This window comes from uncultured Gelidibacter sp., assembly GCF_947500795.1.
Taxonomy (GTDB): domain Bacteria; phylum Bacteroidota; class Bacteroidia; order Flavobacteriales; family Flavobacteriaceae; genus Gelidibacter.
The window spans coordinates 70,562-83,344 of record NZ_CANMTE010000005.1; the positions used below are offsets into that span (position 1 = coordinate 70,562).

The 12,783-nt window shown below is 36.8% G+C and carries 13 protein-coding genes; 4 read left to right on the plus strand and 9 right to left on the minus strand.

From position 1 onward, the window contains the following. Nucleotides 1-31: 31 nt before the first annotated feature. Together Q0947_RS12255 and tsaB are read left to right on the plus strand one after the other, a co-directional pair. On the plus strand, nt 32-1,330 hold the full coding sequence (locus Q0947_RS12255; protein WP_299397821.1) for an efflux RND transporter periplasmic adaptor subunit: 1,299 nt from the start codon (nt 32-34) through the stop codon (nt 1,328-1,330). 19 nt (nt 1,331-1,349) lie between these two features. Beyond that, nucleotides 1,350-2,021, plus strand: coding sequence for a tRNA (adenosine(37)-N6)-threonylcarbamoyltransferase complex dimerization subunit type 1 TsaB (gene tsaB / locus Q0947_RS12260; protein ID WP_299397824.1), 672 nt, complete (start codon nt 1,350-1,352; stop codon nt 2,019-2,021). Here the strand turns inward: tsaB and Q0947_RS12265 are convergent. From Q0947_RS12265 to Q0947_RS12275, 3 genes are all read right to left on the minus strand, one after another. Further along, complete coding sequence (locus Q0947_RS12265; protein WP_299397827.1) at nt 2,018-2,830, minus strand: mechanosensitive ion channel domain-containing protein; 813 nt, start codon at nt 2,828-2,830, stop codon at nt 2,018-2,020. The two genes, tsaB and Q0947_RS12265, sit on opposite strands and share 4 nt — an antisense overlap. A 214-nt stretch (nt 2,831-3,044) precedes the next feature. Further along, complete coding sequence (locus Q0947_RS12270) at nt 3,045-3,245, minus strand: dodecin family protein (RefSeq protein WP_299397830.1); 201 nt, start codon at nt 3,243-3,245, stop codon at nt 3,045-3,047. A gap of 62 nt (nt 3,246-3,307) precedes the next feature. Beyond that, the gene (locus tag Q0947_RS12275) at nt 3,308-4,210 is read right to left on the minus strand and encodes a NifU family protein (RefSeq protein WP_299397833.1); all 903 of its coding nucleotides are present in this window, start codon (nt 4,208-4,210) and stop codon (nt 3,308-3,310) included. Nucleotides 4,211-4,542: 332 nt separating this feature from the next. On the opposite strand from Q0947_RS12275, the gene Q0947_RS12280 reads away from it, so the two are divergent. Both Q0947_RS12280 and Q0947_RS12285 read left to right on the plus strand, forming a co-directional pair. Further along, entirely contained in the window at nt 4,543-5,553 is a 1,011-nt protein-coding gene (locus Q0947_RS12280; protein ID WP_299397835.1) for a type IX secretion system membrane protein PorP/SprF, read from the plus strand. Nucleotides 5,554-5,604: 51 nt separating this feature from the next. After that, nucleotides 5,605-6,123, plus strand: a complete 519-nt coding sequence (locus tag Q0947_RS12285; protein WP_299397840.1) for a gamma carbonic anhydrase family protein — start codon at nt 5,605-5,607, stop codon at nt 6,121-6,123. 39 nt (nt 6,124-6,162) lie between these two features. On the opposite strand, the gene murI is transcribed toward Q0947_RS12285, so the two are convergent. The 6 genes from murI to Q0947_RS12315 all read right to left on the minus strand — a co-directional run bounded on the left by murI (nt 6,163) and on the right by Q0947_RS12315 (nt 12,707). Further along, a complete protein-coding gene (gene murI / locus Q0947_RS12290; protein ID WP_299397844.1) occupies nt 6,163-6,942 on the minus strand; it encodes a glutamate racemase in 780 nt (259 codons plus the stop codon). Nucleotides 6,943-7,012: 70 nt separating this feature from the next. After that, a complete protein-coding gene (locus tag Q0947_RS12295; protein ID WP_299397848.1) occupies nt 7,013-7,522 on the minus strand; it encodes an OmpH family outer membrane protein in 510 nt (169 codons plus the stop codon). Nucleotides 7,523-7,571: 49 nt separating this feature from the next. Then, nucleotides 7,572-8,555 carry an OmpH family outer membrane protein gene (locus tag Q0947_RS12300; RefSeq protein ID WP_299397853.1) on the minus strand — a complete coding sequence of 328 codons (984 nt, stop codon included), beginning with the start codon at nt 8,553-8,555 and terminating at the stop codon, nt 7,572-7,574. Nucleotides 8,556-8,725: 170 nt separating this feature from the next. After that, nucleotides 8,726-11,311 (minus strand): POTRA domain-containing protein, encoded by a 2,586-nt coding sequence (locus tag Q0947_RS12305; RefSeq protein WP_299397858.1) that lies wholly within the window; start codon nt 11,309-11,311, stop codon nt 8,726-8,728. Next, nucleotides 11,283-12,023: an isoprenyl transferase gene (locus Q0947_RS12310; protein WP_299397862.1), complete on the minus strand. Its 741-nt coding sequence runs from the start codon at nt 12,021-12,023 to the stop codon at nt 11,283-11,285. The genes Q0947_RS12305 and Q0947_RS12310 overlap by 29 nt, the downstream gene beginning before the upstream one ends. Beyond that, a complete protein-coding gene (locus Q0947_RS12315; RefSeq protein ID WP_299397867.1) occupies nt 12,024-12,707 on the minus strand; it encodes a DUF6089 family protein in 684 nt (227 codons plus the stop codon). Between the last annotated feature and the right edge of the window lie 76 nt (nt 12,708-12,783).

Here is a 12,783-nt window from a genome sequence, read left to right on the forward strand (position 1 = left end):
AACAACACACCTTAATTATAAACCAACCATTATGAGTAAGAAAAAAGTAATAATTATCATATCCGCAGTCATACTGCTAATCTTGGTGTTGATTTTTGGAAAGAAAGCAGGATGGTTTGGAGCAACAGGAAACTTCAAGGAGGTGGAGATCCAAAAGGTGACCCTCATGGATATTGTTGAGAAAGTCTCTGCTACGGGTAAAATTCAGCCTGAAGTTGAGGTAAAAATATCGAGTGAAGTTTCAGGAGAAATTATCGATTTGCCTTTTAAAGAAGGTCAGCAGGTTAAAAAAGGGGATTTGTTGGTACGTGTTAATCCAGATTTAATTCAATCGGCGGTTAATAGAAGTCAAGCAACGTATCAAAACATTAAAGCAGGATTGGAGCAAGCCGAAGCCTCTTTAAGGGAAGCAAAATCGAATTACGATCGTAACAAGCAGCTTTTCGAAAAAGGTATTATTTCAAAATCAGAATGGGATAAAGCAGTTTCAGGATACGAAATAGCGAAAGCCAGCAGACAATCTGCCTATTACAATGTGCAAAGTGCGGGCGCTTCAGTAAATGAGGCGCGAGATAATTTGAACAGAACTACTATTTATGCGCCAATGAGCGGAACCATTTCTAAATTAGATGTGGAACTAGGTGAGCGTGTGGTAGGAACCCAACAAATGGCAGGTACGGAAATTTTGAGAGTGGCCAATTTGAACAATATGGAGGTTGAAATTGATGTGAACGAAAATGACATCGTCAAAGTTCAAATCGGCGATTCAACAATTGTAGAGGTCGATGCTTATCTTAAAAAACAATTCAAGGGCGTTGTAACGGCAATTGCTAACTCGGCAGCAGGAGCACTTACAGCAGACCAGGTGACTAACTTTAAGGTGAAAGTTAGAATCCTTGAAGAGTCGTATCAAGATTTGATAGAAGGAAAAGGCGAAAACTACTCCCCATTCCGTCCAGGAATGACGGCAACCGTAGATATTATTACAAAACGACGCAAAAATGTGGTGAGTGTTCCAATTAGCGCTATTGTGATTAAATCAGATACGTCTTCAGTCAAGAAAATAGTCGCTAAAAAAGAAGATGAAGAAACAGGAACAGAAAAGATTGACAGTGGCGAAAAATTTGAATGTGTTTTTGTAAAAGTCAATGATGAAGCCCGACTAAGAGTTGTAAAAACCGGCATTCAAGACGATGCGAACATTGAAATTCTATCCGGATTAAAAGAAAATGACGTTATTATTACTGGGCCTTACAATGTGGTTTCAAAAATATTGAATCCTGGTGATAAGATAGAAGTAAAAGATAAAACCGAGGCTAGTAAAAAATAGTCTATAAATCGATTCAATAGTGTCCTATATACTCAATATTGAAACAGCAACAACCAATTGTTCCGTCTCTCTTTCTAAGGAAGGAGAGACTTTGGTTTTAAAGGAAGATTACAATTCTAATTATTCGCACGCGGAATCGCTGCATCTCTTTATTAATGCAGTTCTTGAAGAAGCGCATATAAAACCGGAAGACTTGGATGCTATTGCGGTAAGTAAAGGTCCTGGCTCTTATACGGGATTGCGGATTGGCGTGTCTTCAGCAAAAGGCCTTTGTTTCTCTTTGGATAAGCCTTTAATTTCTGTGGACACTTTGGAAGCGTTGGCACATCAGGTCACTATAGAATCAGGGTGTATTATACCAATGCTCGATGCGCGACGCATGGAGGTTTATGCTTCTGTATTTGATAAGGACCACCAACAAATTAGAGCAATTGAGGCTGAAATATTGGACGAACATAGTTTTAAGGAGTTTTTAGAACTAGGAAAAGTTTATTTTATAGGGAACGGTGTTGAGAAAACGAAACAGATCATCACGCATCCTAATGCTGTTTTTATTGAAAACAAGTTGCCATCAGCTAAAGAAATGGGAAAACTAGCCACGATCAAGTACAAAAAAAGCGACATTGAGAATGTCGCCTATTTTGAGCCTTTTTATTTAAAGGATTTTATTGGTACCAAACCAAAATCTTAACCTTCTTTATGGATTTCCACTTGATGTGGGTAAGGTATATCAATTCCAGCAGCATCTAGAGCTTGTTTTGTGCTTTCCATAAGGTCATAGTAGGTGCTCCAGTAATCAGCGTTCTTAACCCATGGTCTCACGTGGAAGTTAAGAGAACTATCCGCCAATTCGCTTAAACGCACTAAAGGCGCTGGTTCTTTTAAGACCGCAGGATGAGAAGTCAATTCATTCATCAAGATTTCCTTGGTCTTTTTAATATCAGAATCATAACCTACACCAAATACCATATCTACACGACGTAATTCCATTGTAGAATAGTTCACAATATTATCGTTACTCAATTTCCCATTTGGGATAATAATTTCCTTGTTATCAGGAGACGTCATTTTTGTAGTAAATATTTGGATTTCTTTGACAGTTCCGGCGATACCTTGGGCTTCAATAAAATCGCCCACTTTATAAGGTTTGAAGATCATAATCAAAACCCCTCCAGCAAAATTTGCAAGTGATCCTTGTAACGCCAAACCGATGGCCAAACCTGCGGCAGCTAAAATTGCGGCAAAAGAGGTGGTGCCAATGCCAAAAATGCCAAGAACGACAACAATAAGAATGATTTTCAGAATCCAGTTTAAAAGATTCATTAGGAATTTGTTAAGGCTGATGTCGTAATTACCACGCTCCATCGTCTTTTGAGTGCCTTTCAAAATCATTTTAATGAGCCAAGATCCAACGATCCATATAAGAATAGCACCTAATAATTTTGGGCCATATAGAAGTGTAAGATCATATGCTCTGTCTATCCAACTTTGTAATTCCATGTATTTATTTTTAATGTTAAAAGGCAAAGTTATCATTTATCAAAAGGAATAAAAAATTTGTCTAGGGCTTTAAGGAAAGATTAAGGACGTTATAGGCCTCATCACTTCAATATGCATCAAATTCCGTGAGTATAGATGCAATCTCCAATTTCAACTTGACACAAAAAAATAGCGCTTAAATAAAGCGCTATATAAAATGTGATGTCTTCTGAGATTAGTTGACTTCGAATGTAATTTTAAGATTGACTCTGAACTCGGTTACCTCGTCATTTTTAACGATGGCACTCTGCTCTTTAACATACACCGATTTAATGTTTTTAACCGTTTTAGAAGCATGCTTTACAGCTTTTTTAGTAGCATCTTCCCAGCTTTCATTTGAATTTGATAAAATTTCAACAACTTTTAATACTGCCATTTTCTATAGATTTTTTAATTAATATGATACTTATTCCCTTAAAGATAAGCATAATAAATTAATTATCCATTTATGGCTTCTACGGTCAAATCTTTATCCTTAAGCATTTCTTTAAGCATATTTTCAATCCCATTCTTTAGGGTGAAGGTTGATGACGGACACCCGCTGCAGGCGCCTTGTAAAACAACTTTCACAACTTTTGATTGAGGGTCATAAGATCGGAATTCGATATTTCCTCCATCATTGGCGACAGCCGGTTTTACATATTCGTCAAGAATGGTGATGATTTCCTTAGAAATATCATCATGATTCTCAAAAGTAACTGCTGCTTCTTGTTCTGCTTGTTTCTGCGCTTTTGGAGCATTGGCAGCTATAATTTCCTTTCCACTTTCAATATAGTTTTTAAGGAAATCTCTTAATTCTGTCGTAATCTCATTCCAATCTGCAAGGTCATGTTTGGTGATGGAAATAAAGTTCTCATCGATAAACACACTTTTTACAAAAGGCAAATGGAATAACTCGGTAGCTAATGGAGAATATTTGGCGTCTTCAGCAGATACAAATTCGTAGGATGTAGGGCCCAGTCTTTTATTGACTACAAATTTTAGAGCCGTCGGGTTAGGCGTGCTTTCCGCATAAACGGTAACAGGCGTATTTTTAGGTGAAGTAGACTCCGATACAACGAGCTTTCCGCTATTGATGTAATTTGCAATTTGTTCTGCAACTTCGTCTTGCACGTCTTCCCATTCAACAATGTCAAAACGTTCTAATGCTACAAAGTTTCCTGAGATATATACTTTCTTTATGAAAGGTAAATAAAATAATTCCTGTGCCAGTGGAGAAGCTTTTGCTTCATCAATATTATCAAATTCAAAGCTTTCGTGGTTGGTTAAAAACTTGTCCGCTTCAAATTTTAATATGCTAGGATTACTTGTTTTTTGTATTGAAATTGTGGTCGTTTCCATAGGTTCATTTCTTTATGCAAAAGTATGAAAACTAAAGGGTAAAAGTGACATTTTTGAGTAGGGATATTACGTGTGTAAATTGGACTTTAACTAAGTTTTTGTAATAGTCACTTCATTCTATTTACAGAAATAATGGCAATAAAATGCCGATGTATTGAATATTATTCGGATGAATGACCATTCAATCTTTAAAAATTATATATTTGACTGTTGTATTTATTCGCACAAGTTAATGGATACATAGAATTTGAATGGTAATCATTTTATGGGCCCGTTGAAAATCTAAATAGGAGGAAGCATCGGTCTTATTGCCTTCAAAAAATTAATAGCATATGACATTTAAGAAGTTTTGTTTAGTAGGATTTGTAGGATTGATAGTGCAGTTTAGCAAAGCTCAAGAAGGATTACCAATATATTCAGATTATTTGACGGATAACTATTATCTCATCCATCCGTCTATGGCTGGTGTTGCCAATTGTGCAAAGATCCGTTTGACCGCCCGTAAACAATGGTTTGGCGTCGATAATGCACCGGCATTACAAACCATGAGTATCAATAGTAGAATAGGCGAAACACAATCTGCAGTTGGTGCCATTGTATATAATGATAATAACGGGTATCATTCCCAAACAGGGGCTTACCTTACGTATGCACATCATTTGCTTTTTTCCCGTAATGAGATCGATTTGAATATGCTTTCTTTCGGATTAAGTGCAGGAGCGATTCAATACCGATTGGATTCATCAACATTTGAGCTTGATGGGTATGATCCATTAATTGCCGAATCAGATCCAAGTGCGATAAATTTTAACCTCGATTTTGGATTCTCCTATCATTTTATAAATTTTTACGCGCATGCCACCGTTAAAAACGTTTTAAACAATGATGGGGTTAACGTTAATGAGAGCGGTCTTTATAAGTATGATAATTTAAGGACGCTTTTATTCAGTGCCGGAAATGTGTTCAGTAAATTGGGCAGCGATTGGAGCTATGAGCCTTCTATCATGTTTTTATATAGAGATGGCACCAAAGAATCTTCTATCGATTTAAATGCGAAGGTTTATAAGGAAATGGAATTTGGAAAACTGTGGGGCGGCATGTCTTACAGAAGAAGTTTAGATGGTGCGGAGGTATCCAATGGAGCAGGGGTGAGCAGTCAGAAATTGCAATACATCACGCCGTTTGTAGGTGTCGATTATAAAAACTTTGTTTTTGCTTATACCTATTCTTATCAATCCAATTCTGTGGTGTTTAACAATGGAGGCTTCCATCAATTGACATTAGGCTACAATTTCAACTGTCGTAAGAGAAAGTATGAATGTGCTTGTCCAGCCATTAACTAAAAGGTGAAGAATCAATTCGCATCATTTCATTAAAATATTAAAATTAAGATCATGCCCATAATTAAAGCCGTAAACGGAAATCACCCACAAATAGCTGACGATTGTTATATCGCTGAGAACGCTACCATAGTTGGAGAGGTTACTATTGGAACCCAATGTAGTGTTTGGTTCAATGCTGTGATCCGTGGCGATGTGCACTATATTAAGATTGGAAATAAAGTGAATATTCAAGATGGTGCTGTGATACATGCCACCTATCAAAAATCGCCCACAACGATTGGGAATAATGTGTCTATTGGCCATAACGCTATTGTACATGGCTGCACCATTCACGATAATGTGTTGATTGGTATGGGAAGCATTGTGATGGATGACTGCGTCGTGGAAAGCAATAGTATTATTGCAGCAGGAGCTGTAGTCACTAAAAACACGCGGATTGAATCAGGCAGTATTTATGCAGGAATACCGGCCAAAAAAGTGAAAGATATCAGCCAGGAATTAATCTCTGGTGAAATCGATCGTATTGCTGATAATTACGTGAAATATTCAAGTTGGTTTAAAGAGGAGTAATAATCTTAAAAGAGACATCAGCCTTCATTCATAAGCACTTTAAAACATCAAATGTTCTACTTTATAAGGGCCTTCAAGAATGTCGTTTAAAACAGTAGTAGGTCCATTGGTGTAAAATACATTCTCAACCTTTTGAATCTTGCGGTTTAAAAGATCATGTTGTTCCAATAGCGTTTTTGTCTGTCGCGCAACAGCTTCACCAGAATCAATAATCTTTACATGTTCTGGAAGTATTTCCAACAATAAGGGCATCAAATAAGGGTAGTGTGTACAGCCCAAAACCAAATAATCAATATTGGCATCAAGCATTGGTTTGAGATATGTACGAAGTAAACCTCGCATGGCCTCACTATCCGTTTTGCCGTCTTCAATAAGCGCTACAATGCCTTCGCCAACCTGTTCAATTACTTTAATGCTCTGACTGTATAAATCGGCGCTCTTATGGAACAATTTGCTACTGAGTGTCCCTTTGGTAGCTAAGATGCCAATCGCCTTTGTTTGCGTGCTTAAAGCGGCTGGTTTAATGGCAGGTTCAATGCCCACAAAAGGGATGTCAAAACGCTCCCTAAGCTCTTTAATAGCATTGGTGGTGGCCGTATTACAAGCCACAACTATAATCTTACATCCTTTTGAAATGAGAAACTCCGTGTTTTTGATGCTTAGCGCTAAAATCTCATCCTTAGATTTATTGCCGTAAGGCGCATTAAAATTATCGGCAAGATATAAGGTGTTCTCATAAGGGAGCAACGTCTTTATTTCCTTGAAAATAGACGTGCCACCAATTCCAGAATCGAAGATACCAATAGGAGCATTACTCATAGTACAAAAATAGGAAAGCCACTTATTAAAAGTGGCTTTCCGTATTAAAATATTGTGTGCTTTAAAAGTCTTAGAATCCTAATTCTTTTTTAACGTCAGCCATAAGGTCTTTCCCGTCAGCTAAAAGAACGCCTGATCCTTGAGTTGAATCCAATACATATTGAAAACCTTGAGCTTTTGCTACTTTTTTGATAGCTGCTTCAGCTCTATCAGTAATAGGCTTCAATAAATCAAATTCTTTCTTTTGAAGATCTTGTTGTGCAGTACCTTGGTACTCACGGATGCTTTGTTGCATACCTTGAACTTCTTGAGATCTTTTTGCATTCTCCTCATCAGTCTTACTGTCAACTTCAGCTTGGTATTGCTTCATTTTATTTTGAAGCTCAGTAGCCATAGTTTGAATTTCAGTCTCATATGTTTTTTGCAATTTTTCTAATTCTGCTTGAGCACTTTTCATTGCTGGCATAGATTTAATAAGCTCTTGCGTATTAACATGGGCGATTTTACTTTGAGCATTAGAGAAAGATGTTGCTCCAATAAAAAGTAGTCCTGCAAATAAAAGGGTCTTAAAATGTTTCATTTTTAAAATAGTATTACGTGTTATAATTATTAATTGTTTTTACTTATTGTTATTCAGGAATTGAATCCTTTTGTTTTGATTTAGCGTCGCGTTCTTCTTTCGCTTTTCTACGTTCTTCTAATATTTTTTTACGGCGTTCTTCAAGCTCTTTTTTTCGAGCTTCACGATCAGCCTCTCTTTGGCGGTTTTTTTCTTCAGCCGTTTGAGCTTCTGCTTTTTTGGCGTCTTTGTTAACTGAAGTGCTATCTTCAGGATTGTTTTTGTCTCTTTCAGCCTTCTCCTTTGCACGATCTTCTAAAATTTGTTGACGTCTTGCTTCAACTGCCGATTTTAATGAATCTCGTGTGGCTTGTTGTTCTGCTCTTCGCTTTTCAACTTCAGATAAACGTTGTTCTCTTTTTTCTTCCAAAGCTTTTTCTCGAGCTTCCTGTTCTTCGTTAAACACTGGAACAATATCTTCCTGGGAAGCAGCTTTACGTTCTGCTTTGTTGGTTGCTTGGGTTCGTTTAGACGATCTTGTAATGCTTCGTAACACCAATTCACTGATGTCAAAACGCTCTGCCGAATATAACATGACGACGTCTGCGGATTTATCAAATATAAAATCATATTCTCTGCTCGTTGCAATTTCTTGTACTGCTGCAAAAATTTGATCTTGTATCGGTTGAATCAATTGTTGCTTCTGAATCATCAAATCACCATTAGGGCCGAAACGCTTTTGCTGATAGTCTAAGATTTCCTTTTCTTCAAAACTGATATCTTCAAAACCCTCTTCATATAATTCCTTAGTCAAAAGAACACGTTCATTGTTTAACTGCGATTTTTTTTGATCGATCTCCGCCAAGCGTTGTTCAACTTCAGATTTCCATTGGAGAACCTTAGTATCTAACTGCGCTGTGGCTTCTTGATATTCTGGTACATTTTGTAAAATATACTCAGTGTCAATATAACCAATTCTCACACCACGTTGGGCGTTTGAAGAAAAGCTCAAAAGACTTATAACTGCCAATAAAAAAAGAACTTTATGTTTCATCTGGTTATATTTTATCATTTATGAGTCACGCTATAAATTCTAAAACGACAGATTAACTTAACGATTCTGCCTGATCAGCGTTTATTTTTCAAATTAACGAAATATATTCTAAAAAATTTTAACACGCGTCTTAAATCGTTAATGTGTACTAAGAAAATATCGTGCCAAACTTAAAACTGCTGTCCAATAATAAAGTGGGTTTCCCAACCATTCTTACCTGTCTGCCCAGGAACAGCATCAAAACCATGTCCGAAGTCAATTCCTAATAATCCAAATGCTGGCATGAAAATACGTAAACCAAGACCCGCTGATCGCTTAATGTTGAATGGGTTGTAATCTCTAAAATTATCAAATGAAGCACCACCTTCCATAAAGCCTAAGGCATAAATCTTTGCTTGTGCGCCTAAAGTAATTGGGTAACGTAGTTCCAATGAAAATTTATTGTAAATCGTTCCACCATCTTGAGAAGATAAGGATTGATTTGGATATCCTCTAAGTGCAATTGATTCTCTACCATCTAAAGAATAGTTTCCTAAACCATCACCTCCAACAAAGAAACGCTCAAAAGGAATGACGCCTCTATCATTGTTGTATGCTCCAAGGAATCCAAATTCTAAACCAGATTTGATAATCAATTTATTTGCATAAAGATTGGTATACCAGTCTCCTTTAAACTTCACTTTATAGAATTCCAACCATTTGTAACGCTCTTGGTCAATGACTCCCATTCGCGCTAAATCGTCAGGGTCAGATGGATTTAATCCTGCTCTTTCATCTTTTAATGCGGCATAATCCACATCATTAAGAAGTGAGTATGGTAAGGATACTTTAGCAGTAACCCCAAAACTAGAACCTCCTGTTGGGTAAATAGGATCTGTATAAGTGTTGTTTCTGCTTAAACCTACGGTATAAGATAAGTTGTTTGAATACCCATTTCCAAAGGTAAATAGACCTGTATTATAATTCTGTAAATCGTAATGTTGGAAACTTACTGCTTGAGACAATGTAAAGTAGTCATCAGGAGCAGTTAAACGCTTTGCAAGACCAACAGTAAGACCTGTAATGTTGAATCGTTTGCTTTTATCAGCATCTCTTGTTCTTGGGTTATATAAAAACTGTTTGGTATGTGAAAGCGATGTTGAAAATTGTATTGGACGCTTGCCTCCTAACCACGGTTCTGTAAATGAGAAACTGTACGTTTGGTAAAAACGACTCGCTTGTAAACGTAAAGCTAAACTTTGTCCATCACCAGTTGGTACTGGTTTGTAAGCTTCTTTCTTGAAAATATCCTTAATAGCGAAGTTGTTAAATGAAAGACCTAGCGTTCCAATAAAGCCACCGCCACCGTAACCACCTTGTAATTCAATTTGGCTAGACCCTTTTTCAACCACAGAATATTCCATGTCTAAGGTGCCTTCATTAGGATTGGCATTTTTAAAGTTAGGGCTTAGTTGTTGCGCGTCGAAGAAGCCAAGTTGCCCAAGCTCTCTCACAGTTCTTACCACTGCAGTTTTGCTATAAAGCTGTCCTGGACGTGTTCTTAATTCTCTATAAATAACACGGTCATTAGTCTTATCATTTCCAACAACGGTTACATTATTGAAATAGGCCGGCTTACCTTCAGAGATACGGATTTCCATATCAATAACATTACCATCGGCACTTACTTCTACCGGATTGATAGAAGAGAATAAATAGCCTTGGTCTTGGTATAAATTAGTAATGTCTAAGGCATCTGGTTTTGAATTGTCAGCAATTCGTTTTTTAAGCTCCACACCATTATAAGTGTCACCTTCCCTAAGGCCCAATATGGCGCTTAATTGTTGATCCGAAAAAACTGTGTTTCCAACAAAAGCAATTTTACCAAAGGTGTATTTTTCTCCTTCTTCTACCTTAATATCAATACCAATTGTGCCATCTGAAACAGCATAGATAGAGTCAGAAATAACACGGGCATCTCTATAGCCGTTTTCTTTGTAAGCATCAATAACACTCACTAAATCTTCCTTGTAGCTTGCTTTAACATATTTTGAACGCTTCAAGAATCGCAATAAATTTTTCTCTTTAGTGTTCTTCATGGCTTTTTTAAGCTTTTTATCGCTCAATTTTTCATTGCCAATAAAGTTGATATCCTGAATTTTTACCTTATCATTCTTATCAATATTAACCACCATATTGACTCTGCTTTTTTCAATAGAATCCATTACAGGAGTCGTGGTAACAGTCACCTTAGTGTTGTAATACCCTTCTTTTCTGTATTTGTTGGTCAAATAGTTTTTGGTAGTGGTAATAAGGTTTTCAGTAACCTTAACGCCTTTGGTCAGTTTGTTGTCTTTTATTAAAGACTCTTTTTTGCCTTTTTTAACGCCATTGATAACCACGTTGTTAAGTTCAGGTAAATCATGTAAACTGATTTCCAAATAAGCTTGGTCGTCTATCGTTTTAGTAAGATAGATGTCTATATTGCTGAAAAGATTGGAACCCCATAATTTTTTCAGAGCTTCACTGATGCGTTCTCCTGGGATGGCGATTACTTCACCTTTTCTTAATCCAGAATACGTAACAATTGTTGCTTCGCTGAAGTTGGTATCGCCAGAAACTGTAATTTCTGCGATGGTATATTTTTTACCTGAATTGAATGGATTTTCTTGAGCTGTAGCAGCTACTGAAAATAAAAGAAAAAAGGCACTAAAAAGGGTATTAAATATTGTTTTCAAAAGCGTGTTGTTAGCTAAGTTGTTCACTTGTTTTTCCAAATCGTCGTTCTCTATTTTGATAGTCTATCAAAGCGGTGTATAAATCATGCTTTTTAAAATCGGGCCATAAAATATGGGTAAAATATAATTCAGCATAAGCAATTTGCCACAACAAGAAATTACTGATCCGTTGTTCTCCGCTGGTCCTGATAAGCAGGTCTACGTCAGGCAAATTATGCGTGTAAAGATGCTTATTAATAATGGATTCGTCAATAGAATCGGCGGAAATTATATTATTTTTAACTTTATCTGATATGCTTTTAACCATGTGTATTAGTTCATCACGTGAACCATAACTCAAGGCTAAGGTCAATACCATTCTGCTGTTATTTTTGGTTTTTTCAATCACCTCCAAGAGCTCTTCTTTCGCTTTTTTTGGTAAATCGTCCAAACAACCTATGGCATTGAGTCTAATGTCATTTTCCTGAAGAGTCTTAATTTCCTTTTTCAAGGATTTGACCAAAAGTTTCATTAACGTTTGGACTTCAATCTTCGGGCGGTTCCAATTTTCAGTAGAAAATGCGTAAAGGGTGAGGTGTTTGATGCCTATTTCGGCACTGGCTTCAACAACTTCTCTTACTGATTTTGTGCCATTCTCATGACCTATTACTCTCAGTAATCCTTGTTGTTTTGCCCAACGGCCATTGCCATCCATTATGATAGCGAGATGGTTAGGGAGGCGGTCGGTATGTATTTGTTTTTTTAAATCCACTTAATTAAAGCAATAACATGGTTTTTCTCCAAAGGTGTAAGTTACGGTTATCCCTGAAAACACATACCAATCATTGCTATTTAAATTTCCAAAATTTTGAGCTGAGGGCCTATCCGAAACACTACCATCAAGCTTGTCAGAGAAGGTATATCTTACTCCAATTTCTGCACCTAAAACAATGCCGTCCACTAAGTTGGTTTTAGCGCCTAATACCATAGGGATTCCAAAGGCCCAACTATAGTTGCTTTCCGGAACTTGAATGCCAGAGGTGTTAAAAAATGTGTCCTTATGTCTTGCAGCAGTAATACCTGTATATAAGTAAGGCGTCATTTGTTGCCCAGATCGATGTGTGTCAAAATCCCAAAATGTAAATTCCATACCTAATGATGCCTCTACTATGCTATTTTTAAATTGGTAGCCTCGTGCAATACGTCTAGGGTCGTCAGAACGGCTGTCGTCACCTTGCAATTCCGTAAATAATACGGAAGCTCGATAGGAATAACGCGGACTTCTGTTCCATTTTAATAGTAATCCACCCGCAGGTTTTTCCGGCGAAATATATTTAGTTGAGCCAACATCACCTATAAAGTTACTGTTGCCCAGAAAGAAACCAACTTCGTAGATTTGAGCCTGGATGTTTGGGACAAAACAAACACTAAATATGAATAAAATGATATACCTCATAAAATTAAAAGTTTGCAAATATAATAAATAAGATTAGCCTATAACAATTTGAATCAAATTGTATTACAGATAAACA